A 22,509-nucleotide genomic window follows, 5' to 3' on the forward strand; every position below is an offset into this window, starting at 1 on the left:
TCTCAATTATGAAGAAAAGAAAAAGAGATTGAATCTACGTTCACCATCACCATAAAAAGATCCGAACGATGAATCGTTCGGATCTTCTTTTAACTAGAACAGGTTTGTTCCAGCCTTTTTATTAAAATGTAATAACGTCTTTTGTACCTTGCTTTTGGTAGCCTGTTTTTAACAGCTTCACTTCTTTATCCGCTGGCAAGTTGGTAAATACAACCGGCGTCACAATCGACGGTGCATGCTTTTTAACATACTCTAAATCCACCTGTAAAAGAGGTGTTCCTTGTTGAACGCTGTCACCTTCTTGAACAAGCGCTTGAAATCCTTCTCCTTTTAAATTCACAGTATCTAATCCAACGTGAATCAGAATTTCAATTCCTTCTACTGTTTTTAAGCCAATCGCATGTTTTGTTGGGAACACGGTCATGACTTCACCGTTAATCGGTGATACGAGCGTTCCTTCAATCGGTTCAATCGCAAAGCCGTCGCCCATCATCTTTTGTGAAAACACTTGATCTTTCACTTCACTAAGCGGATTTACAACGCCTTCAAACGGTAACACAAACTCTGTGTGTGCATCTGCTTGAACAACCTGTTGTTCAACAGGTGCAGCGGTTGACGCTGTGCCGTATTTAACTAATTGATTCATTGCGTCTGCAACAAACTCTACTTCTGTTCCGACAATGACTTGAACATTTGTTTTATTGAGCTTCATGATTCCTCTCGCTCCGTGGCGCTTTAAGGCAACTTCATTAATATTGCTAGCATCAGCTACTTGTAAGCGAAGACGAGTCGCACAGTTATCAATTACGGTTAAGTTTTCTTTTCCGCCTAAATCTTCAATAAAATACGATGCCATATCCACATATTTATCTCCTGTTGCTACAACCGTTTCGTTTGATGTGTCTACTTCTTCATCATCTTCACGTCCCGGTGTTTTTAAATTTAATGCTTTGATCAGCGTGTAGAAAATGACAAAGTAAATGACCGCATATACAATTCCAATTCCCGCTAACAGCAGCGGTTTTTGTGAAATTCCGTAGTTTAAGAAGAAGTCAATGGCACCTGCTGAAAATCCAAATCCAGCGTGAATGCCAAGAGCAACGGCTAAAGCCATCGAAATTCCTGTTAAAACGGCATGAATAACGTATAATAGCGGTGCTACGAACATAAATAGAAATTCAATTGGTTCCGTAATTCCTGTTAAAAAAGATGTAACCGCAAGTCCGATTAACATACCGCTGACTTGTTTGCGCTTTTCTTTTTTAGCTGCTGCAATCATCGCAAGCGCAGCTGCCGGTAAACCAAACATCATAACCGGGAAGAATCCAGACATGAACGTTCCTGCCGTTGGATCTCCTTTAAAGAAGCGATTCAAATCTCCCGTTACGCCGTGATAGTCTCCGAATACAAACCATACTAAGCTGTTTAACACGTGATGCAGTCCAATTGGAATCAACAGACGGTTTAAAAATCCGTATATACCTGCACCAAGCGCTCCTGCTCCTGTAATCCACGTTCCTAAGTTGTTAATTTGATCTTGAATCGGCGGCCAAATAACCCCGAAAATTCCTGCAAGCGCAAGCATAACGACTGAAGTAATAATCGGTACAAACCGCTTTCCTGCAAAGAAGCCGAGCCACTCGGGCAGCTTAATCGCTGAGAAACGATTGTATAGTAAACCAGCCGTTACCCCCGAGACGATCCCGCCGAGTACACCCATGTTAATATCTTTATCAATAGCTACAGTTCCTTTTGTTAACACAAAATAACCGACCACTCCGGCAAGTGCTGCTGCGCCGCTTCCATCTTTTGAAAGCCCTACAGCAATACCGAGTGCAAACAGTAGTGCTAAATTCGCAAAAATCGCATCTCCGGCTTGAGCCATAAATGGAATATCTAATAAGTCCTTTTGACCCAAACGAAGAAGCAATGCCGCAGCAGGTAATACTGCGATTGGCAGCATAAGCGATTTACCAATACGTTGTAAAAAATTCAGCATGTTTCTATCCCCTTTGTATAACGTATTTAACCCGATGTTACGAGCAAGGATTTTCGTAACAATATTTATCGGATGACAAGTTACCGCATTCATCCCTGTCCTATGATTACATCATCAGCTGAAATGACGGCGGTTTTACTGCATGGACTCATACTAGCACATAAAATATATAGTTGTCTATACCAATTTTCTTTTTAAAAACCTCTCTATATCAATGTTAAAAGCCCTTACAAAACTTTCTAATTCACAAAAAAGCATCAACTGGTATAGACAACTATTCCAAAAAGCGTTACACTTAAATCAATACAACGAGCAAAGGAGTGTATGTATGGATACACATTCATCCATCATTATTTATAATGTAACCGTTTATAGTGAAAATCAGACATTAAAAAACGGGTATATTAAACTAACGAACAAGAAAATTACTGAAATCGGAGAGATCCATCAATACGTACGTCAGCCGAAAGACCATGTAATTGAACTTTCTCCTTCCTATAAAGTGATTCCTGGTGCCATTGACGTGCATATTCATGGCGTTAACAATGCGGACGCTATGGACGGTACAGCAGAAGCATTAAAAACAATGGCGCGCACGCTTCCAAAAGAAGGTACAACAAGCTTTTTAGCAACTACTATGACGCAGTCGAATGAAGCGGTTGAAAAAGCACTTCGCAACGCGGGCGCTTATATCGAAGAGCAAATAGATGCGGATGCTGAAGTAGTTGGTATTCACTTAGAAGGTCCGTTTATTTCACCAAAACGTGCGGGCGCGCAGCCCCCCACTCACATTCAAGATCCGAATGTGGCACTGTTTCAAGAGTGGCAAAAAGCAGCCGGAGGACATATTAAACTTGTTACGTTAGCTCCAGAGCAGCCAAACGGCTTAGCGCTTACTTCTTATTTAAAAGAAACAAACGTCGTCGCTTCTATTGGCCACTCCGACAGCACATATGATCAAGTTGGTGAAGCCATCGAAGCAGGAGCTTCTCATATTACGCACTTATATAACGGCATGCGCGGTCTTCACCATAGAGAGCCCGGCGTATTGGGCGCCGCTTATTTGAGAGATGAATTATTTGTAGAGCTGATTACAGACGGCATCCACTGCCGACCTGAAATGGTCAAGCTTGCGTACGATCAAATCACAAGTGAACGCATGATTCTTATCACGGATTCTCTTCGTGCCAAATGGCTAAAAAACGGTACGTATGATTTAGGAGGACAGCCTGTTCACGTAAACGACACAACGGCTACCCTTGCAGATGGAACGTTAGCGGGAAGCATCTTAAAGATGAACGATGCAATTAAAAACACGATGAGCTTTACGAACTGCTCATTAGAAGACATCGTAAAAATGACTGCTGAAAACCCAGCAAAACAGCTTAACCTGTTTGATACAAAAGGAAGCCTTAAAATTGGAAAAGATGCGGATATCGTGGTGTTAAATGAAAACTTAGATGTTGAAATGACATTTTGCCGAGGCACATTGAGCTTTCAAAAGGAGGACTAACAATGAATATCATCCAAGTGAAAAACTACAGTGAAATGAGTGCAAAAGCAGCTGATATGCTGATTAGCAAACTTCATGAAAAGCCAAATATGAATCTGGGACTTGCAACGGGAGGCACGCCGAAAGGATTATATGATCGTTTAATTCAAGATCATAAAGAGCACGGCACGTCTTACAAACACGTTACTTCCTTTAACTTAGATGAATATGTCGGAATGAAGCCGCAAGATCCAAACAGCTATCACTACTATATGGCAGATGCGTTATTTAATCACATTGATATTGACGTAAGCAGCACGCACGTTCCTAACGGCTTAGCTGATACGCCTGAAGAAGAATGCCGCCGCTACGATGAAATGATTCAAAATCATGGAGGCATTGACCTTCAGATTCTTGGAATCGGCCAAAACGGACACATTGGCTTTAACGAACCTGGTACGTCATTCAACTCTCCTACTCATATTGTGACGTTAGAAGAGTCAACGCGAAAAGCCAATGCGCGCTACTTTAATTCTCTTGACGAAGTGCCTACTCAGGCTATTACAATGGGAATTGAATCGATTATGAAAAGCAAAGAAATTTTACTGCTTATCTCCGGGGAAGCCAAAGCAGAAGCGATGTATCAGCTGCTTAACGGAGAAATCACAGAAGACTTCCCTGCTTCTATTTTAAAGAAGCATCACTGTGTTACAATTATTGCGGACCAAGAAGCTTTAGCTAAAGTATCGACTACGGTTTAATTTATAGCCTCCTCGTCTTTTTTAGATGAGGAGGTTTACATAAAGGAGAGAACTTAAGTGATTGATAAAAGCTCACCTCTTCCGATTTATTATCAAATTGAAGAACAGTTGAAAAAACAAATTGAAAACGGAGAGTTAAAACCAAATGATTCGCTTCCTTCTGAACGCGAGTTTGCAGAACGATTTGAAATCAGCAGAATGACCGTTCGCCAAGCAATTAACAATTTAGTAAACGACGGTTATTTATATCGTCAAAAAGGCCGCGGTACCTTTGTATCTGAAAAAAAACTGGAGCAGCAGCTCATTGGATTAACGAGTTTTACAGAAGATATGAAAGCGCGTGGAATGGTGCCAAGCAGTAAATTGCTGAGCTTTGAAATCATTGCGGCTTCAGAAAAAATTGCCGAGCAGCTGCACATTTCTCTTCATGCACCTGTTTATGAAATCAAGCGTATTCGTTTAGCTGATGACGTGCCAATGGCGCTCGAAAGCGTATATGTATCCGCTAACTTAGTCAAAGGGTTAACAGAATCCATTGTTAACGACTCTCTTTACCGCTATATAGAAGAAGAGCTCGGGCTGAAAATTGGCGAAGCCAATCAAACGTTAGAATCCATTTTAGCTTCTGAAACCGAAGTGAAGCATCTTGGAATCAACTCATATTCACCCGTTCTACTGATTCAACGAAATACGTATTTGCAAGACGGCACGCCGCTTGAAGTGGTGAAGTCTTCGTACCGAGCAGACCGCTATAAGTTTACGATTAACATGACACGATCTTAAAACTAAGGAGTTTTTTTATGTCTAGTTTATATCTACAGGAACTAACAAAACTGCTTGCTAAAGTGGATGCGCATGAACAGCAGGCAATAGAATCCGCAGCCGAGAAAATCTCACAGCAATTGGCTTCTCATCACCTCATTCATTTATTTGGGTGCGGTCATTCTCATATTTTAACGGAAGAAGTGTTTTACCGTTCTGGAGGGCTTGCGCCGATTCATCCTATTTTTGTGGAAGAACTGATGCTTCATAAAGGAGCTTCGCGCTCTTCACAGCTAGAGCGTAAAAACGACTATGCCTCCACCTTTATGGAAAAAGAAGATATCGTACCAGGCGATATCATGATTGTCATTTCTACATCGGGCGTAAATCCCGTTCCGATTGATGTAGCTTTGATTGCAAAAGAAAAAGGCGCCTTTGTTATCGGGCTTACCTCTCCTTCTTATGCCACGAGCCGGGCTTCGCGACATAAAAGCGGAAAATACCTTCATGATGTCGTGGATCTTGTTATTAATAATCATATTCCAAAAGGAGACGTTCTTCTTCATCAGCAAGACATTTCCTTCGCTTCTGGTTCTACTATAATTGGAGGCGCTATCCTAAATGATGTCCTATCTAAAGCCATACAAAAACTGCTCAGCCGCGGCATCACGCCTCCTGTCTTTTTAAGCGGAAACATGGAAGGTTCAGATGAACATAACCAGCGGTTGATTGATGCTTACAAAGGAAGAATTACTGCCCTATAACAGCCCCTGTGGCTGTTTTTTTGCACAAAAAAAAGATGCTTGAAAGCATCTCATCAAAGTCGGACTGTACGTTTTGGACTAGATCTCCTCTTTATCAGTAGAAGTCTTGTTCACAGCACCATAACCTACTTATCCGACATAATTACTATGTTTAACATAAGTATACTCTTTTATACCTTAGGTGTCAAATAATAATTGTCGGTACCGCTACTCCACTTCGTGTCATTCTCACTATCTACTACAATGGCAATATACTAGTACCTTATATTTACTATACTAGTAAATAAGTTTATACTTATACATAATTAGGTATATATACATATTTTTTATGAAGTGAGGAGCTAACGTTTTATGAAGAAGATCCTATTTTGGACATTTATAGTAGCCTGCTGTACGGTAATTATTGCATTAGGTGTTGGGTTGATTAGCGCTTTCCATACTAAATCTGCCCTTCCAGCAGCTAAAGAAAGTAAGGAAAAAAACCAAGAATTAGAAGAGCAAGTTTCTTACATAGGAGGAACGCCTGAGCCCGAAGTTGAACTGAATCAATCTACCAGTGAAGAAACAGTTATTGAAACGATGCATAAAATGACTCACCAAAAAGTATATTCTCCTGATAAATGGGGCGCAGTTGAAATGACTTCGGCTAATATTCAAAAAGTTAAACATGTATTAGAGATAAATGAATTTGAACATAAAGCTCAGCTTCTTCAAATTTTAAATAGATGGGAGAATAATGATTTTAGTAAGGTAGTAGAAGAGCATAATTACTTTTGGACCCTTCAAGGAGGAAACATTGGAGAAGCAACCGGCAGACTCAGCGAATCGGACGAAAAAACATTTATTAAAAACAATTTCCGTTAGTTTCTTGCAGTAAACTAGATGCAGAAAAATACTTGAGACAAAAGTATTTTTGTTGCAGGATGAACGCAGATTTAATCTGTTTAGTTGCTTCTAGCAGTTGATTGGAGAGCAAGACGAAGACTCCTGCGGGAAAAGCGGAAGGGGTGAGACCCCGCAGGAGCGTATGCGACGAGGAGGCTCAGCGTCCGCCCGCGGAAAGCGAAGTCTTGCACGGAAATCAACTGCGGTGTCACAAGCGGTTCAGCTCATGTATCCCATTTGTTCGTCTTTAGATTGATTTAATTTCGTTGTGTCTCAACCTCTTCTCTTTCTATCGTACTCATTATTTTATGTTCATAACCATTAGCAGCGAATTACAAATGGAGCTTTAATCCTTCATGAGAAGCTGTGAATCCAAGCTTTTGATAGAAACGCAAAGCCTCCGACCGTTCCTTGTCCGTTGTTAATTGTATCAACTGACAATTGCGTTCTTTCGCTCGTTCAATCGCCCATGTAATCAGCTGATAGCCAACCCCTTTTCCGCGCTGTGACGAAGCGGTTCGAACTCCTTCAATTGTTGCTCTCCACCCGCCTTGTCGTGCAATGTGAGGCGTAAAGGTTAGTTGTTGAACACCTATTACTTCACTATCTTTACATGCGACAATCAGTTCATTGTTTGGATCCGCATCAATTGCCTGAAATGCTTGAACATAACAGGCGGGAAGCGGTGATTCGTAGCGCTCTCGTTTGCTTCCAAGCATATCATCAGCAAGCATTTCAACAATTTGATCTAAATCTTCCCGCACCGCTTCTCTAAAGGTTATTTCCCCCATTTCACACAGCACCTTTCCCGTGTCTATTTATGATATTAAAAAGAACGCTGACGAACAAGCTCAGAACCGATGCCAAGAACAAAGCAGCCGCTAAAGCACCAAGACCCATTCCTTCAAAGCCGCCAACTCCAAATATGCTATATAGAAATAGAAATATGCTTATTAGCATGCTGCTAAGTGAAATTCCGTACTGGACGGGCGAGTTCTTTCTATAGAAGAAATACGACGCACCAAAAAGCAGCACGAAGAAAGCACCCATTAATCCAAATAAAGAAATCATTTACACCCTCCTCCTTCTCTAAAAAAAGGAATTTATATCCATTATATACTATCATTTTTATTTATTCTATCTATATTAATAGCCCTGCAGCCACAACTAAATAGACATGACCAAAACGGCCATGTCTATTTTTCTACTATATTATTAAAAAGAAAGTTCTTTGAACCAAAAAGAATAAGGGGCTAAGCAAGCTTCATCAATTTCATTCATACGTTTTTTGCATCGCTGCAGCACCTCAGCAGGAATGTGTCGCTCTAAGTATGCAGATTCTCCGTTTGCTTGAATCGTTTCTTCTACTAGCTCTTCAAACACATCTAAGCATGCTAAAAACTGCGGAAAAGTTGTATTCACGAAACGCTCGCAGTCATCGTTGGACGTATCGAGCAGCACAACCGAACCGTTTTTTTGATGAAGACAAATTGGATCTCCAGCGCCGGTTGTTCCTAAAAACCAATAGTGCTGGTAGCGAGATGATAACTCAAATGTTTCGCATAATGTTGTTAGCTTTCCTTTGGATGAAACGAACTCTAGAAATGGTGAAGCTTCTTTGGGCAATCCTTTTTCTGTTAGCAACTTCTTTGTCTCTTTATCAATATCAAGGGGTGCAAGCTGTTCGGCATCAAACTTCATTCGTTTTTCCTGTCGTTGCATCACATTTGACAACTTCTTTCACTCCTTTTCACCATTTGCTCTTTCTTTGCTTTTGTTTATTATAAAAGAAATCCAGCTCGTATTATATGCTACAAATGAACTTAATTAGACTGAAAATTTTTCCAATCTTTATTTATATAGCCCGATTTCCTCTTTATAAACACAGGTAAAAAGAAACCGATCAGATTTTCTCCAACAGATTCTGCTTTTAAAAATAATTCTCATTCCCTTCTTCCCTTTTCAGCGTACTTTCGCCTCTTATAAATAGGCTCAATCTTTATTATTCCAATTTTTTCTACTTTTTGCAACTAGGACTTATCTCACCATTTTTTATGCCAGATTAATAACTTGACAAAATACTAAAATAAGCAACAGTAATTATTTACAATTTTTTAAACTTTATGGTTTAATAGGTATGTAATTCCTGTTTTTTACTATATTTTTTTGGAGGTTTAACATGAAAAAAGGGTCAATTTATCGTTTTATTGCTTTTGCTTTAATGTTCACCTTGTGTTTTAGCCAATTAGGCTTACTGAAAACACAAGCAGCAGGCAATCCTCCTGCTAATGAAAAAACATTAAGCATTGGTAAAGCAGCAAAAGGAACATTTACAGAACCAGAACAAACAAATTGGTACAAAATTAATCCTTCTAAGCAAGAGGTAGCAAAGTTTTCACACTACCGAATTAAGCTTCAAAGTGATGATGAAGTAAATATCACGGTTTACTCCAGTCTTGAAAATGCCAAAAACAACGTGGCATTTGACCGTTATATGGGATACTCTTACAAAGACGAGCCTGCTCAGCTTGATTTTCCAATCGCCTGGACTGGCCCTTATTATGTGAAAGTTGATTATTATGGAGATGAAGATATCATCATCGAAGACGATACAGAAGAAGATGGAAAAACACCTTCTGAACCTCAACCGGAATTAAAAACAGAAGTTCCATATACAATCAGCTATGAAGGCGCTTCACTTCCCCCTTCTCAAATGGAGGCAGAAGAATGCCCGGCTGAATTAAGTACAAGCCAAAAAGAAAACGGAAAAGGTATTTTAAAAGATTTGCGTACGATTCGTGACGCTGTGCTTTCAAAAACAGCAAGCGGAAAAGACCTTTCTTCTCTTTACTACAAAGCCGCTCCGTTTATCAGTTCTAAAATGATTATTGATAAATCGATGCGCGAACAAGTATACAAAGATTTAGTTCAGCTAAAGGGTCTATTTACAGATGTAGCGAAAAACGGCGCATCAAGCACATATATGATTACAAGTGCTGATCAAAAAGCAATCAATGATTTATACAGCATCGCTTATAAATCCGTTCCGGCTGCTTTAAAGAAAGACTTAGAAAAAGTAGCAGCACAGACAAAATTAAAAGACGTAACGGACTTAAACGTATCGTCTGTATTAGTAAGAGCTAAGTTAGTCAGCGCAAACAGCGTTTCAACAAAAGCGGAAACTCGCTATATTGTTAAATTAAAAGATGGTGCAAATGCTAAATCATTTAAAACAAAAGCACAGTCAAAATCAGCAAGCATTGAATCTATTAATCCATTAAAACAATCAGCTGCTTCTTTTGATAATATGTTTGTTATCCAATTAGATGACAGCAATGGAAAAAGCTTCAGTACGTCGTCTGCTCAAGGTAAAATGACGGCAAAACAAATTCAGGCACTTCCTGAAACTGAATTTATCGAGCCGGTTCAAGAGTACCACGCTCTTTCAATGGATTCACAATATCCGTATCAGTGGTCATTAAACAACACGGGTAAAAATGACGGTACGCAGCACGCCGATATTCAATACGAATCGCTTGAAAAACTACTAAACGGGCAAAAATTAAAAGATACGGTTATTGCTGTTGCCGATACGGGCGTAGATTCATCACTTGCTGATTTAAAAGGCGTGGTGGATACAAGAACAGGCTATAACTACGTGGATCGTTCGTCAAATGCAACTGATGACAACGGACACGGAACTCACGTAGCAGGTATTATCGCAGCCTCTGCAAACAATAACTATTCAATGGCCGGCATTAATTCTCATGCGAAAATTTTACCGGTTAAAATTCTAGACGCATCTGGTAGCGGAGATACAGAACAAATTGCGTACGGTATTAAATACGCGGTTGATCACGGTGCAAAAGTTATTAACTTAAGCCTTGGCGGATCTTACAGCCGCGTGCTTGAATATTCATTAAAATATGCATACGACCATAACGTAACGGTTGTAGCAGCAAGCGGAAACGACGGTATGGAAGAGCTCTCTTACCCAGCTTCATCTGCCTATGCGATTTCAGTAGGCGCGTCAAACCGTTTAGATATCGTATCTGACTACTCAAACTATGGAAAAGGATTAGATATTACAGCTCCAGGCTCTGATATTCCAAGTCTTGTTCCAGACGGAAACGTTACTTACTTAAGCGGAACATCGATGGCAACACCTCACGTGGCAGCCGTTGCGGGATTACTGCTATCACAAAACCCAGGCTTAAAGCCAAAAGACGTTGAAAAACGCCTAACGGATACAGCTAAAGATATTAAGTTTGACGAGAAAGATGCTCCTGTATACGATGATGAAGAAAGTCCAGCAGCTCCCCCTGCTCCAGGCTACGATTACGTATCAGGATGGGGACGTTTAAATGCGTACAGCGCGGTAAGTGCACAGCAGCTGCAAGCGCAGGTAAATACATTTGTCAGCACGCAAAAAGTTGTTACAGGTAAAGCTCAAAGCGGTTCAACTGTTAAAGTAATGAACGGCTCAAAAACACTTGGCACTGCCAAAGCTGATGCAAAAAATACGTTCTCTGTGAACATTCCAGCTCAAAAAGCTGATACCGTTTTACAAGTGGTTGTCACAAACGGAAAAGCAAGCACAAGCATTCGTGCAGTTGTTCAAAAAGCACCTGCCAAACCAGCGGTAAAAGCCGTGACGAATAAAGATGAATACGTAACAGGAACATCTAAAGCGAATTTTACGGTAAATGTTAAAAACAGCGCTAAAAAAGTGATTGCTTCGGCAAAAGCTGATGCAAAAGGCGCGTTCAAAGTGAAGATTCCAAAACAAAAAGAAAACACAGTCTTGTATATCACGGCTACAAACAGCCAAAAACAAGAAAGTGAAGAAGTAAAAGTAACGGTGCGTGACGTTATTGCTCCAAATGCACCTAAAGTGAATCCAGTCAGCGACGCGGATACAGCTATTAAAGGAACAGCAGAAGCAAATGCATCTGTTGTAGCCAAAGTGAACAACAAAGAAATCGGCAAAGCAAAAGCTAACGCAAAAGGTCAGTACAGCATAACGATTAAAAAACAAAAAGCGGGTACAGCAATCAGCGTAACAGCAGCAGACGCAGCTAACAACACAAGTAAAGCTACGACTGTAAAAGTGAGCGATAAAACTCCTCCTGCTGCACCAAGCGTAAATGCTGTCACAACAAAAAGCACGGCTGTAACGGGTAAAGCAGAAGCAAATGCTACCGTAACAGTAACCGTAAACAAAAAAAGCATTGGCTCTGCTGCTGCTAACAGCAAAGGACAATACTCAGTAAAAATTAAAAAACAAAAAGAAAAAACAGTTTTAAGCGTAACGGCAAAAGACAAAGCGAACAATACGAGTAAAGCAACAACAAAAACGGTGACAAAATAAAGAAAGAAAAAGGCACTTGGCTTATAGCCAAGTGCCTTTTTGTTATAACAGCTGTTTGTTTTTAAAGTATTTCCACATTCCCCACGTTAACACAATTAACATAACAATAATAACAGCAGTAGCCCAGTGGGAATTTTGATATGGAATCGGTACGTTCATTCCAAAAAATCCGGTTACGAACGTTAGCGGAAGCATAATCGTTGAAATTAACGTTAAGACGTTCAGCTTTTCAGATGAAGTTGCATTGGTAATAGAATAATACGTATCAAGTGCACTGTTTACGAGGTCTCTAAACGTTTCAGCAGAGTCTACAATACGCTCTAAGTGGTCAAGCAAGTCAATGTAGAAAGGAACATTTTCTTCTCGTATGTCGAATTTCCACTTTCCATTAACCGTTAAGAAAATTCGGCGCTGAGGCAGAATAACGCGACGGATTAAGATAATGGTTCTTTTTAAGGCTAAGAACTCTTCCGTCACTCCTCGGACTTCTTTGTTGTAGATTTCATCTTCTAATTCATCAATACGCATGTCAATTCGGTCTAAAATCGGAAAGTATTCGTCCGTGATGCCATCAATCAAAGCATATAGTAAAAAGTCGGCGCCGCGGTTCATAAACTTTGGATAGCGTGAGCACACGGCATCCATTTTGCGAAGCCAGCCCATTTTATGTTTATGAATCGTCACTACGTAATTTGATCCGACAAAGGCATTTAACTCAAGCGTCGTAATCTCGTCATCACTTTCTTCGTTATAGCGAAGCGCGTGAAAAACGAAAAATTTATAGTCTTCGTAATCATCCATTTTAGCGCGAGGACTGTCGTGTAAGCAGTCTTCAATCGCCAATGGGTGAAAATCGAATAATTTAGCAATTTGAGCAAGCTCTTGTCCGTGGACATCATACAGATCAATCCACAGCAAATTATCAGGATTGCGCAATTTCTCATGCACGTCTCCTAAATCAAGATTCGTTACCATTTCTTTTGTTTCATCATCATATAAGTATGTTTTAATCATTGATTTTTCACCTCACATCATTGAGGCATTAAGGAGTATTTTCCTTCGTTGAAATGAGAGGAACACATACACCTTTGTTGCCCCTATCTTGTTTTGCAGTAACCTTCATCGAAATGGGGTCATCAGTGCCCATTCATCTCACCTCCTAATTAGTTGAAGGAACGCTGACTTGTAATACAGCTACTTCACAAAGCTTAATTTTAACATACAATCCAACTCTAGCGTAGCGCTTTTTTCAAAACCTTTTCCTCTCTATTTAAAGTTTCAAACAAAACTTCCGATACTATAAAAGCAGTTATTATAATTCTTAAGAATGCCTTACTAATATACCCGCTATTTAATAATGCAACAGTACTTACAAACAGTAACCACTACCTCAGACCTCTCGAATCCTCCCACAAAGGTTCACCTAATCGTAGGCCACCAACCCCGCAAGGGGGGTGACCTACGATTAGGTCTAGAATATCTACCATGGCCGGTCTGTGGCCATGGTAGATATTCTACATCGATAAACATTATATGGGGGATGGGGAAAAACGTGTAGGAATTTTTAGACTTTCATCGAATACTTACTTAACAAACTTAGATTACGAAAAGGACTGATGATACATGCATTTTAAACGTGAAGAACCGTTTCGCTTTTTATTTGAGACTCCCATTGTTGGAACGTTTTCCATTGCTAAATACGACAACAAAGAAATCGATTCTAAGCCAGGTCCTTTGTCTGTCATCGACCTTTCACCAAAAGGAATCAAAATAATTACGCCGCTTGATTTACCTATTTTTAACCATCAAATTCAGCTAAAAATCAGCTTTTATTTAAATGAAAAACCCATCCATATTACCGGACTTTGCGTGTGGAAAGAAAAACGGCACACCGAATACCTTTATGGCATTGAAGCGTTTAACAATGTGGAAGAACAAGCAATTTTAATTACAGAACTCAAAACCTACGCCAAGAAAAAGCAAGATATCCAATAAAAATAGCGCTCATTTGTTTTACTCCCCTTTTAAGATGGCAATACTACGAACGAATTCGATAGAAAAAGGTGAGACGATGAGCAGCAAAGCAAAAAAAGAGTGGATTGGCGGTCTCGTACTGTTTTTACTCGTCAGTTTTGTCAGCATCACGTTTGCAGGCTATCATACGGTGAAAGCTGCCGTTGATCAAACGTATGTACCGCTTGAGCATGGTAACAAAACACACGTCAATTTAAAAAAAGGACAACCGTTTTCCCTGCTTTTAATTCAAGAAAACCATCAAAATACGTCATTTGTGTATATGACTGTTAATAAACAGCATGAATCAATAAAAATGACCCACTTGCCAGGGTCAACTCAGCTCGGTAATGAAACACTGCGAACTATTTATCACCAAGGAAATATGAATGCTGTGGTAAAGAAAGTCGAAACATATGCAAAGCTTCCTGTTGATTATTATGTCAAAATGGATCAGCAGGCAGTCGTCGATGCTGTAGATAAATTAGGCGGCGTTATCGTCACGAACAAACATGCTTTTGAACATAGCAACATTGTTTTTCCAAAAGGATCGATTCGCCTTAACGGAAAAGAAGCACTTGTTTTTTTAAAAGAGCGTAATGAACAAGACGTCTTTACTGCGCATGAAAGACAGCTGTCCGTAGCGAAAGCTATTTTCAGTCAAGCTGCTACGATTCCCAATGTTACAAAGCTGCATTCTCTTGTATTTACGCTCGCTGATCACATTGAAACCAATGCAACCTTTAATGATATCAAACGGATTCAAAAAACCTACAAGCCGGCCGTTGCACACGTAGACAAGCAGCAGTTTCCGCAAAACGAATGGAATCAAAAACAAGTCACAACCCGGCTGTATAAGCACTTAGAACGCAGCGAGCTGTTTTTATAACCGCAGGAGATTGATTCCTGCGGTTATTGCGTATGAGTTATATGTAGATGCATAATTAAATCCTTTTTGATTTTTGCTAGCTTATAGAGAATGTGATTTTTCTATATAAAAACTGACCTTCGATTGATAGATGCCGCTTACCAATCAAAGGTCAGTTCCAAGCCTAAGAGATCTTATTTAATGACTAAAAGTTTCAGCATGATGATGGCGGTATGCTTTGCGGAAAACGAAATAAATTTTCCGGATCATATTTCGCCTTTACCTCTCGAAGCCTTGAAAAGTTTGATCCATAATAAGCTTTTCCGAAATTTTCAATATTTTGGTCAGGAACATTAACATATGAACCTGTTACATAAGGCTTCATCATCTGACGTACTTTTTCAACTGATGCAAGGCTAGCAGCTTCTTCGGATTTCTTTTCCCAACTAGCAGTCCATTCAGTATAAAACAAGGGGCTGCGCCAGAAAAAGGCTGTTTTGTGGCTTGGTACTTTACTTATCGCACCGCCCCAATTTATAAAAAAGAAGTTGGACTCTGTACCGGGAGCTTCTTCCAAGAATTTCTTCATGATTGAAATAGGCTCTTCCGGCCATAAATCAAGTCCCCATGATGAGGAAAATTTAACACTTTGATTAGATCTACCAGGGATTGGTTCGTCAGGGTCTAAGAAATCTATAGCGTCTGGATAAGGTAATGTTTCTATCACGATTTGTGATGGAGTACCTGTATTTGTTAAAGGCTCTAATAATTGAATTAGCTCCTTTTTTGAACCCAAAAAGATACCTTCTGCATGACACAAGCCGTTGACTTTGCTGAAAATCTCGAGGATGCATCCTAGTCGTGAGTCTACAAACGGTGCCCAATTCTGCCACGTTTTAAATACTGCTTCTAGCTGTTCCCATGGCCAAATAATGTTAAAAACTGTTGCGGTTTTAGGTGCACGGCGAACTTGAAACGCGTATTGAGTATTATATCCAAAGTTACCGCCTCCACCACCTCTAGATGCCCAAAATAAATCTTCATTGCAAGATTTATTCGCTTCAATAATTTTGCCATGTGCATCTACCATTTTCAAACCGACAAGGTTATCGCTTATAAGGCCAATCGACCGTGAGAGTACGCCAAATCCTCCTCCCATCGTAATTCCTCCGATTCCAACAGTTGGGCTATCCCCAAACGGCGCCATAAAACCTTCACGAGCCAAACCTTTTACAAGCGGGCCTACGTGCACTCCTGTTTGAACAACAGCAATTGCATTTTTTTTATCTAAGTGAACTTTATTCATGTCGCTCACATCAATAACAAGTCCACCATTCACTACTGAAAGGTTCTTATCGAGAGCGTGACGACCACTTCTGACGCGCAGTGGTACATTATTCTCACGAGCCCATTTAATAGCATTACTAACATCATACGAATTTTGTGCAAAAACAAAGACAAGAGGAAAGACATCAACATAAGGGTTCCAGTTCTTAACTGCCTCTTTATAACCAGGGTCACCCTTAAAGATTACTCGCCCTGTTAGGTGTGTTGATCCCATATACTATACTCCACTCCTACTAGATATTTAATTACCAATACTAGTATATGTAGGGTGTTGACAAGCTCTTGGACAAATTATCTACTAACTTAAAAACATGTAAATATACCTAAGCGTATACCTTTCACAGAGAATTTTTGATGTTGAAAAAGTTCCTCAAAACGCTAGTTTTATAGAATTTTAACCAAATTAACTACTGGTAATTCTGGTTAAGTAAACTAGGTTTGCTTATTATATGCATAGTCAAACCTAGTCATATAGGAGATTACTCGAAGATACCATAATCGTGATGTTTCTTACCTATGATAAATCATAGGTTTGTTTACTTGATTTCTTGAGCCATTTGATTTGGCTCGGAGGGAAAAAAGGTATAGAGGTAAGGCAGAATTTCCGTTAAACTCATTAAAAAAACCCTTACACGTCTTGCTCTTCTTCAGAAGGCAGTATCTTCTCATTAATTTTGACGATGATCTGCTCCTCACTTCCATTTCTTCTATACTCACTTACTTGATTCATCTCATAAAATTTCTTATTGTCAGGCGGTCCAATCACAACCGTATCGGTAATCGGAGCGACGGCTTCTGCTACTTCGCTTGCACTTACTCCGTATGCTTTTTGAAACACGATCGGAGGCGTTAAACGCAGCACGTCGGATCCTTCTGTAGACTCAAATTGATCATTGTTAAAAAAGAGATGCAGATGCGCTTCTTCCGATAGCGGTTCGATCCAATGCCACCAGCCCATCGGTATAAAAACAACTTCGCCTTCTTTTATTCGATAATTGTGCATGCTGCTTGTATCAGGGTCCAAGATAGACACCTGCACTTCACCTGAAACGACGACATCTAATTCCCACGCATTTGGATGCCAGTGCGGTTCTCTCATATGCCCTTTCGTCATATATAAATCAACAAAAGCACCTCCGAGCATTGCCGGCAGCTGAGTTGAGGTTAGTTGATACGCTATATTTTGGTCGTTTCGTTTGAACAGGACATTTTGCTTATAGTTCACTGACAGATTAGGCGTTCCTGAGCTTTTTTTGATATTTGAATTATCCGGCACAAATCCAGATTTACTCATAGTGTCATACCCTCTTTTCATTAAAAAGTTATATGCACTATCCTATTAAAACTCTTTGCTAAGGGTGTTTTAATTAGAAAAAATAAAAAACGAGCGTTTCCGCTCGTTTTTTATCCGACAAGACGTTCAATTTTCTTTTTCTTCCATACAAATTGATAATAGCTGTACTGCAGGATTAAGCTGACAACAAACGCCGCTGGATATCCAATCCAAATCCCTTTGATTTCAAGAGACGTGAACTGCGATAACACGTAGGCTACGGGTACTTCCACACACCAAATCGCCATAATGCTAAATACCGTAGGCCAAAGCACTGTACCGCTTGCTCGCATCGTAGCAGTAATAATTTGCGCATGACCGAAAATCAAATAGCTCCAAAGCGTTATCACTAACAGCTCTTCGGCAATATGGAGCGTATGCTGACTTGTTAAAAACAGTGCTAAAATTTGATTAGAAAAGAGATAAATAAGTAAAATCAATACGCTGCCAATGACGTAATTCAGCATAATTCCAGAGCGAATCACTTCTTTTAAACGCTCAAATTTATTGGCACCAATCGACTGCGCGGCAAAAATAGAAACCGCAATTCCTAAGCTGATTGCCGGCATTTGTACATAGCTTGCTACTTGGTTCACCGCTCCGTACGCTGCTGTAGCGTCTGAGCCAAATCCGTTTACGAACGTAATAACCGCAATTTCAGAAAGAGAAACTAAAATCATATTGATACTCGCGGGAATCCCTAAACGCATAAGCAGCTTTAACAGCGTTCCGTCCATTTTTAATGAAATAGAGGAATCAAACTTTAGCGGATGATTTTTCTTGCGTAAATAAACAATCATAATAATGAACGTTAATACGGTTGAAAACACCGTTGCGTACGCAGCGCCGTACACGCCAAGCTTCGGCACTCCAATCCATCCAAAAATTAAAATCGGAAGAAAAATGAGGTTTAAGACCGTACTCACAACTAAAAAGTAAAAAGGCGTTTTAGAGTCTCCGGTTCCGCGCATAAACGTCGTATAAACAAAGTATAAAAACAAAACAGGAATCGCCACAAACAAAATGCGCGCATAGTGAACCGTTACGTCAATAATATTAGCCGGCGTTCCCATAATCCGAAGAATCTCCGGGGCAAATATGCTTCCCAAAACAGCAAGCACAATTCCGACTAAAAAGGTAAACGTGAGCGTGGTACCGATAATTTCTTTCACTCGTTTTTCATTTTGTGCCCCGTACGCTTGCCCGATTAAAATGGAACTTCCTGACCCAATTCCAATCGAAAACGACACGAGCAGAAAAAACAGAGGAAAAAACGCGGAAATAGCGGCTAACGCATCAACGCCAAGCGCTCTTCCGACAATAATACTTCCCGCCAGCTGACCAACGGACTGCATGGCATTACTTAACATGAGCGGAATCAAAAACACAAGCATCAGCTTACTGACGGATTTTTCTGATTCCACTACTTCACTTTTCACATCTTGATTCTTCACACCTATTTCTCCTTTGTATCAGCTTTCGGCGAATGATAGCCTTTTTCGCCGTAAGGCTGCAGCTTCTCTAACCATTTCGCTTCTAGTTTTAGCAAATCCTTTTTTGAAAGTGCTTTTTCTTCTTCTCTTTTAATCGTTTCCAGCATCTCAATTGAAAAAGCATCCGCACCATACGTATTCCACTCATCTTGAAGCTCTTTATTTTGATGAGTGTTCGTCTTTAACGTGAACTTTACGCCGTTTAACGTTTTGACGTTAGGCGTAGAGCCAATGTAAATCTTATCGTTTTGAAGGTTTTTAATTTGATACACGCCGCCTTCTGTTTTTACTTCTTTCGCTAGCTGCTTCATCTGTTTTTTATAGTCTTTTGAGTCCATACTCATCCCTGTCTCTCCTTTTCTCCAGTAGCTGCTTCCGTCTGCGCTGCGCTCTAAGAAACCGTACTCAATTAAATAGCGTCGCAGCACCGCATAATCGTCATAAAAAGGTGCTAACCTATCATTTACTTCTTTTTCGGTATACGTTGCGCCAAACTCAAAATGCCCGCTTAATTCTTCAAGAACAACAAGACGGTGTTTTTCTTGCAAATGAAAAGTACGAAGCGGTCCGTTTAAACCTTGAGGAAAATTCTTCCCTAAAATTTTTTCACGTTCTTCATCACTGACGCTGTAGCGCTGACTTCTTCTAGGAGCCGTATTTGTTACGGGTACCGCCTTCTCTTCTTCCCCTTCATTTAACAGTTCCATCAGCGTTAAAAACACTTTTGCCTGACGCTCTTTTTTCTTTAACGTAAAGCGGTGATTCCGAATGGTGGATGAACTGCCGATTCCCATTTCTTTTTGAATATCACTATCACTTTTTCCTTCTTTAAAAAACTTCACTAAATTTTTTTGATGATCAGAAAGACCCGTTACTTCTTTATCTAGCCCTATTAAATGATGAAACACAGACCCGTGCTGCTGTTCCACATGAAGCTTCATATAGCGTTTTGCTTCATAAAAAACTCCTTCCACCGGATAAATAATGCCTTTTTCAATGCTTTCACCGCACAGTAAGCAGTGGTAGTGATCTTCGCTTTCCCCGTACCCTTTCTTCATATCTTCAAAAGATGATTCCCAAAACAAGTCGTTTACCATTTAAATAGACACCTTTCTTTTTTGTTTATTAATTTATAAACAAATATATTATATGTTTATTATTATGTCAATCTTACGTTTGTGATACATAAAAAAGGTTGAGACATAACGAAATGAATCCAACCTAAAGATGAACAAACGGGATACACGAGCTCGTATAAATCGCTTATGACACCGCAGTTAATTTCCATGCAAGACTTCGCTTTCCGCAGGCGGCCGGTGAGCCTCCTCGTCGCTTGCGCTCCTGCGGGGTCTCACCTATTCCGCTTTTCCCGCAGGAGTCTTCGCCTTGCCCTCCAATCAACTGCTAGAAAGACCTACACATATGAAACCTACGTTTACCATAACTAAAAAAACGAACCGCTAATCAAACACGTTGATCAGTGGTTCGTTTTTCACTTGTGCTAAAATAATTTCGTCCCGGTCTCTTTATTCCATTCACTTAAATACGGAAAATCCTTAGATACAACGGGCTCATCATCCAAAAGCGTAATTAATTCCAAGCTGTTACCGTCAGGGTCATCAAAATACACGCAAGCCGCCGGCATCCACGTGTGAACAATTGGCTCTGTCTGCGGCTTTCCAAACGACGTTTCTTCAGGTTCAATACCTTTTGAACGCAGCCACGTTAACGCTTCATGAATATCTGCGGCTTCAATTCCAAAAGCAAAGTGACTTCTTTTCAACTCTTTTTCGTCTGTTTCCCAAAGACCAAGCATTTGCTTTTGTTCCCCAACAAAGAAAAAAGCACAGCGCCGCTCTTCAATTTTATGAACAAACGTCAGCCCAAGATGTCTATAAAACTCAATCGAATCCTCCAAACTCCGAACCTGTACATGCGTCTCATAAATACTCTTAATCATAGCCTCTCCCCCATCCTTTCCTACTACTATAAGCCATTTCACACCAAACAGCTTCCTAACAAAGAATGAAAAACAATCATACTTAAGAACGAGAAACACTCACACAAACGTACAGCTTGGAAATCTCCAAGAGCACTATGGATTTGACTTTAACTAAGGTTTTGAGGCTACCCCGCAAGGGGTGCCTCAAAACCTTAGTTCTAGAAAAACCCCCATGGCTGCACTTTAGCCATGGGGGTTTTTCTACATCGATATATTAAACGTGGGCTTTTGCGAGGCCTATGCAGATACCGCCTGAAATAATCAGCACACTCGCAAGAGATACATAGAATAATTGACGCTTCGTTTTCTTTTCTCCCAAGAAGACAATACCGCCAAAGATAGAAATAACGATACCCATTTGCGATAATGAAAAGCTTGTTGCTACGCCTAGTCTTGATTGAGATAAGAATAAGAACATGTTTCCAGATGCCCAGATTAGACCTGGTAAGATATTACGAATCGTATATTTGTTAAATGGCTTATGTTTGTATGTAATGATTAAACCGCCAATTAACATACCAATTGCTTGCGGGAATAGTGCTGCCCATGCGTCTACGTTGAAAATACGTGCGATAACTACGTAAACTAAGAATCCAAGACTTGAAATGATAAGAGTGATAACTCCTTTTTTCGTTTGTCCTGGAGTCCCTTGTGCTCCTTCTTTTTTACCGTCTAATGAAGAAAGCACAACGCCTGCTAGTATTAAAAGAATTGCAATAGATCCAAGTACAATCGTTTGAAGCGTTGACCATTCTTTAAATACAATAACACCAAAAAGAGCTGTTGATACTAATTGCATACCCGTTGAAATTGGCATTGACTTTGAAACCCCAAGGTATGGAACACTTTTAAACTGATTACTTTGACCTACTGACCAAAACAAACCTGAAACAATTCCGACAATAACGAGCGTTGGCGTTAACACCGGCTGAACAATCATAAACTGAACAAATGAAAGAATCAAAGCTCCAATAATTGTTCCAAGCGTTTGACTGTAAGGTCCACCGCCCATCTTCATACTAACTAAAATCATGCTTCCCCACGCAACGGAAGGAAGAACACCTAGCAAAATATCCATCTTTCTCTTAACCTACTTTCCTATTTCTAATCTATGTACATCGTATGTAACGACCTGCTGCTTTTCTCTCATCAAGGGCAAAGAGCCAAGCACTCATACTCCCTCGAATATCCCCCCAAAAGGTCTACCTAAGCGGATGGTGCCTACCCCGCAAGGGGGGCAACATCCGCTTAGGTATAGAAAATTTAATAGGACTGCTCTTTAGTCCTATCAAATTTTCTATATCGATAAAAATATATAACGTTTTCATAAATGGTGGTAAAACTGCTATTTCTTGCTGCTCGTATTATACTAACACGAACATTTATTATTTAGCTAGAAATTTTTTTGATTATTTTTTA

The 22,509-nt window shown here is 40.0% G+C and carries 21 protein-coding genes; 9 read left to right on the forward strand and 12 right to left on the reverse strand.

Going from position 1 to position 22,509, the window contains the following annotated elements; genetic code table 11:
* Positions 1-121: 121 nt before the first annotated feature.
* Positions 122-1,999 carry an N-acetylglucosamine-specific PTS transporter subunit IIBC gene (gene nagE / locus ACRPLQ_RS13450; RefSeq protein WP_165635637.1) on the reverse strand — a complete coding sequence of 626 codons (1,878 nt, stop codon included), beginning with the start codon at positions 1,997-1,999 and terminating at the stop codon, positions 122-124.
* Positions 2,000-2,327: 328 nt separating this feature from the next.
* On the opposite strand from nagE, the gene nagA reads away from it, so the two are divergent.
* The 6 genes from nagA (at position 2,328) to ACRPLQ_RS13480 (ending at position 6,919) form a co-directional block, all read left to right on the forward strand.
* Positions 2,328-3,512, forward strand: coding sequence for an N-acetylglucosamine-6-phosphate deacetylase (nagA, locus tag ACRPLQ_RS13455; protein WP_367078457.1), 1,185 nt, complete (start codon positions 2,328-2,330; stop codon positions 3,510-3,512).
* Positions 3,513-3,514: 2 nt separating this feature from the next.
* Entirely contained in the window at positions 3,515-4,252 is a 738-nt protein-coding gene (nagB, locus tag ACRPLQ_RS13460; protein WP_116371952.1) for a glucosamine-6-phosphate deaminase, read from the forward strand.
* Between the two features lie 57 nt (positions 4,253-4,309).
* Positions 4,310-5,035, forward strand: coding sequence for a GntR family transcriptional regulator (locus tag ACRPLQ_RS13465; RefSeq protein WP_367078459.1), 726 nt, complete (start codon positions 4,310-4,312; stop codon positions 5,033-5,035).
* A gap of 17 nt (positions 5,036-5,052) precedes the next feature.
* Positions 5,053-5,778, forward strand: coding sequence for an SIS domain-containing protein (locus tag ACRPLQ_RS13470; RefSeq protein ID WP_165635635.1), 726 nt, complete (start codon positions 5,053-5,055; stop codon positions 5,776-5,778).
* A gap of 351 nt (positions 5,779-6,129) precedes the next feature.
* Entirely contained in the window at positions 6,130-6,642 is a 513-nt protein-coding gene (locus tag ACRPLQ_RS13475; protein WP_165635634.1) for a DUF6241 domain-containing protein, read from the forward strand.
* A gap of 97 nt (positions 6,643-6,739) precedes the next feature.
* The gene (locus tag ACRPLQ_RS13480) at positions 6,740-6,919 is read left to right on the forward strand and encodes a hypothetical protein (protein WP_080963412.1); all 180 of its coding nucleotides are present in this window, start codon (positions 6,740-6,742) and stop codon (positions 6,917-6,919) included.
* Between the two features lie 76 nt (positions 6,920-6,995).
* Here ACRPLQ_RS13480 and ACRPLQ_RS13485 read toward each other — a convergent pair whose 3' ends face one another.
* From ACRPLQ_RS13485 to ACRPLQ_RS13495, 3 genes are all read right to left on the reverse strand, one after another.
* Positions 6,996-7,454 (reverse strand): N-acetyltransferase family protein, encoded by a 459-nt coding sequence (locus ACRPLQ_RS13485; protein WP_432236051.1) that lies wholly within the window; start codon positions 7,452-7,454, stop codon positions 6,996-6,998.
* A gap of 1 nt (position 7,455) precedes the next feature.
* Positions 7,456-7,734, reverse strand: a complete 279-nt coding sequence (locus ACRPLQ_RS13490) for a YesK family protein (RefSeq protein WP_028407828.1) — start codon at positions 7,732-7,734, stop codon at positions 7,456-7,458.
* Between the two features lie 144 nt (positions 7,735-7,878).
* Positions 7,879-8,388: an SUKH-4 family immunity protein gene (locus tag ACRPLQ_RS13495; protein WP_223546654.1), complete on the reverse strand. Its 510-nt coding sequence runs from the start codon at positions 8,386-8,388 to the stop codon at positions 7,879-7,881.
* A gap of 454 nt (positions 8,389-8,842) precedes the next feature.
* Between ACRPLQ_RS13495 and ACRPLQ_RS13500 the strand changes: the two genes are divergently transcribed.
* Complete coding sequence (locus ACRPLQ_RS13500) at positions 8,843-12,034, forward strand: Ig-like domain-containing protein (protein ID WP_432236052.1); 3,192 nt, start codon at positions 8,843-8,845, stop codon at positions 12,032-12,034.
* Positions 12,035-12,076: 42 nt separating this feature from the next.
* Here the strand turns inward: ACRPLQ_RS13500 and corA are convergent, their stop codons facing one another.
* Positions 12,077-13,048 carry a magnesium/cobalt transporter CorA gene (gene corA, locus ACRPLQ_RS13505; protein WP_013055874.1) on the reverse strand — a complete coding sequence of 324 codons (972 nt, stop codon included), beginning with the start codon at positions 13,046-13,048 and terminating at the stop codon, positions 12,077-12,079.
* A 609-nt stretch (positions 13,049-13,657) separates the two neighbouring features.
* Here corA and ACRPLQ_RS13510 point away from each other — a divergent pair.
* Positions 13,658-14,029: a PilZ domain-containing protein gene (locus ACRPLQ_RS13510; RefSeq protein WP_098627393.1), complete on the forward strand. Its 372-nt coding sequence runs from the start codon at positions 13,658-13,660 to the stop codon at positions 14,027-14,029.
* A 76-nt stretch (positions 14,030-14,105) separates the two neighbouring features.
* Complete coding sequence (locus ACRPLQ_RS13515) at positions 14,106-14,936, forward strand: LCP family protein (RefSeq protein WP_432236053.1); 831 nt, start codon at positions 14,106-14,108, stop codon at positions 14,934-14,936.
* Positions 14,937-15,129: 193 nt separating this feature from the next.
* Here ACRPLQ_RS13515 and ACRPLQ_RS13520 read toward each other — a convergent pair whose 3' ends face one another.
* From ACRPLQ_RS13520 to ACRPLQ_RS13550, 7 genes are all read right to left on the reverse strand, one after another.
* The gene (locus ACRPLQ_RS13520; protein WP_432236054.1) at positions 15,130-16,476 is read right to left on the reverse strand and encodes an FAD-binding oxidoreductase; all 1,347 of its coding nucleotides are present in this window, start codon (positions 16,474-16,476) and stop codon (positions 15,130-15,132) included.
* A 414-nt stretch (positions 16,477-16,890) separates the two neighbouring features.
* Complete coding sequence (locus tag ACRPLQ_RS13525; RefSeq protein ID WP_432236055.1) at positions 16,891-17,556, reverse strand: cupin domain-containing protein; 666 nt, start codon at positions 17,554-17,556, stop codon at positions 16,891-16,893.
* 110 nt (positions 17,557-17,666) lie between these two features.
* The gene (locus ACRPLQ_RS13530; protein WP_340843755.1) at positions 17,667-18,989 is read right to left on the reverse strand and encodes an MATE family efflux transporter; all 1,323 of its coding nucleotides are present in this window, start codon (positions 18,987-18,989) and stop codon (positions 17,667-17,669) included.
* A 62-nt stretch (positions 18,990-19,051) separates the two neighbouring features.
* Positions 19,052-20,185, reverse strand: a complete 1,134-nt coding sequence (locus tag ACRPLQ_RS13535; RefSeq protein ID WP_367077406.1) for a DUF2087 domain-containing protein — start codon at positions 20,183-20,185, stop codon at positions 19,052-19,054.
* Positions 20,186-20,351: 166 nt separating this feature from the next.
* A complete protein-coding gene (locus ACRPLQ_RS13540; RefSeq protein WP_325077775.1) occupies positions 20,352-20,489 on the reverse strand; it encodes a hypothetical protein in 138 nt (45 codons plus the stop codon).
* 100 nt (positions 20,490-20,589) lie between these two features.
* Entirely contained in the window at positions 20,590-21,048 is a 459-nt protein-coding gene (locus ACRPLQ_RS13545) for a VOC family protein (protein ID WP_430077536.1), read from the reverse strand.
* A 256-nt stretch (positions 21,049-21,304) separates the two neighbouring features.
* Entirely contained in the window at positions 21,305-22,168 is an 864-nt protein-coding gene (locus ACRPLQ_RS13550; RefSeq protein ID WP_050691765.1) for a GRP family sugar transporter, read from the reverse strand.
* Positions 22,169-22,509 lie beyond the last annotated feature (341 nt).

The sequence above is a fragment of the Priestia sp. TRN 1309 genome (assembly GCF_050846875.1).
Lineage (GTDB): Bacteria > Bacillota > Bacilli > Bacillales > Bacillaceae_H > Priestia > Priestia zanthoxyli.

Coding starts and splice junctions, on each gene's coding strand:
- ACRPLQ_RS13490 (WP_028407828.1), bottom strand. CDS start 7,734: ATGATTTCTTTATTTGGATTAATGGGTGCTTTCTTCGTGCTGCTTTTT.
- corA (WP_013055874.1), bottom strand. CDS start 13,048: ATGATTAAAACATACTTATATGATGATGAAACAAAAGAAATGGTAACG.
- ACRPLQ_RS13525 (WP_432236055.1), bottom strand. CDS start 17,556: ATGAGTAAATCTGGATTTGTGCCGGATAATTCAAATATCAAAAAAAGC.
- ACRPLQ_RS13485 (WP_432236051.1), bottom strand. CDS start 7,454: ATGGGGGAAATAACCTTTAGAGAAGCGGTGCGGGAAGATTTAGATCAA.
- ACRPLQ_RS13515 (WP_432236053.1), top strand. CDS start 14,106: ATGAGCAGCAAAGCAAAAAAAGAGTGGATTGGCGGTCTCGTACTGTTT.
- ACRPLQ_RS13535 (WP_367077406.1), bottom strand. CDS start 20,185: ATGGTAAACGACTTGTTTTGGGAATCATCTTTTGAAGATATGAAGAAA.
- nagE (WP_165635637.1), bottom strand. CDS start 1,999: ATGCTGAATTTTTTACAACGTATTGGTAAATCGCTTATGCTGCCAATC.
- nagB (WP_116371952.1), top strand. CDS start 3,515: ATGAATATCATCCAAGTGAAAAACTACAGTGAAATGAGTGCAAAAGCA.
- ACRPLQ_RS13470 (WP_165635635.1), top strand. CDS start 5,053: ATGTCTAGTTTATATCTACAGGAACTAACAAAACTGCTTGCTAAAGTG.
- ACRPLQ_RS13500 (WP_432236052.1), top strand. CDS start 8,843: ATGAAAAAAGGGTCAATTTATCGTTTTATTGCTTTTGCTTTAATGTTC.
- nagA (WP_367078457.1), top strand. CDS start 2,328: ATGGATACACATTCATCCATCATTATTTATAATGTAACCGTTTATAGT.
- ACRPLQ_RS13475 (WP_165635634.1), top strand. CDS start 6,130: ATGAAGAAGATCCTATTTTGGACATTTATAGTAGCCTGCTGTACGGTA.
- ACRPLQ_RS13520 (WP_432236054.1), bottom strand. CDS start 16,476: ATGGGATCAACACACCTAACAGGGCGAGTAATCTTTAAGGGTGACCCT.
- ACRPLQ_RS13550 (WP_050691765.1), bottom strand. CDS start 22,168: ATGGATATTTTGCTAGGTGTTCTTCCTTCCGTTGCGTGGGGAAGCATG.
- ACRPLQ_RS13545 (WP_430077536.1), bottom strand. CDS start 21,048: ATGATTAAGAGTATTTATGAGACGCATGTACAGGTTCGGAGTTTGGAG.
- ACRPLQ_RS13510 (WP_098627393.1), top strand. CDS start 13,658: ATGCATTTTAAACGTGAAGAACCGTTTCGCTTTTTATTTGAGACTCCC.
- ACRPLQ_RS13530 (WP_340843755.1), bottom strand. CDS start 18,989: ATGCTTGTGTTTTTGATTCCGCTCATGTTAAGTAATGCCATGCAGTCC.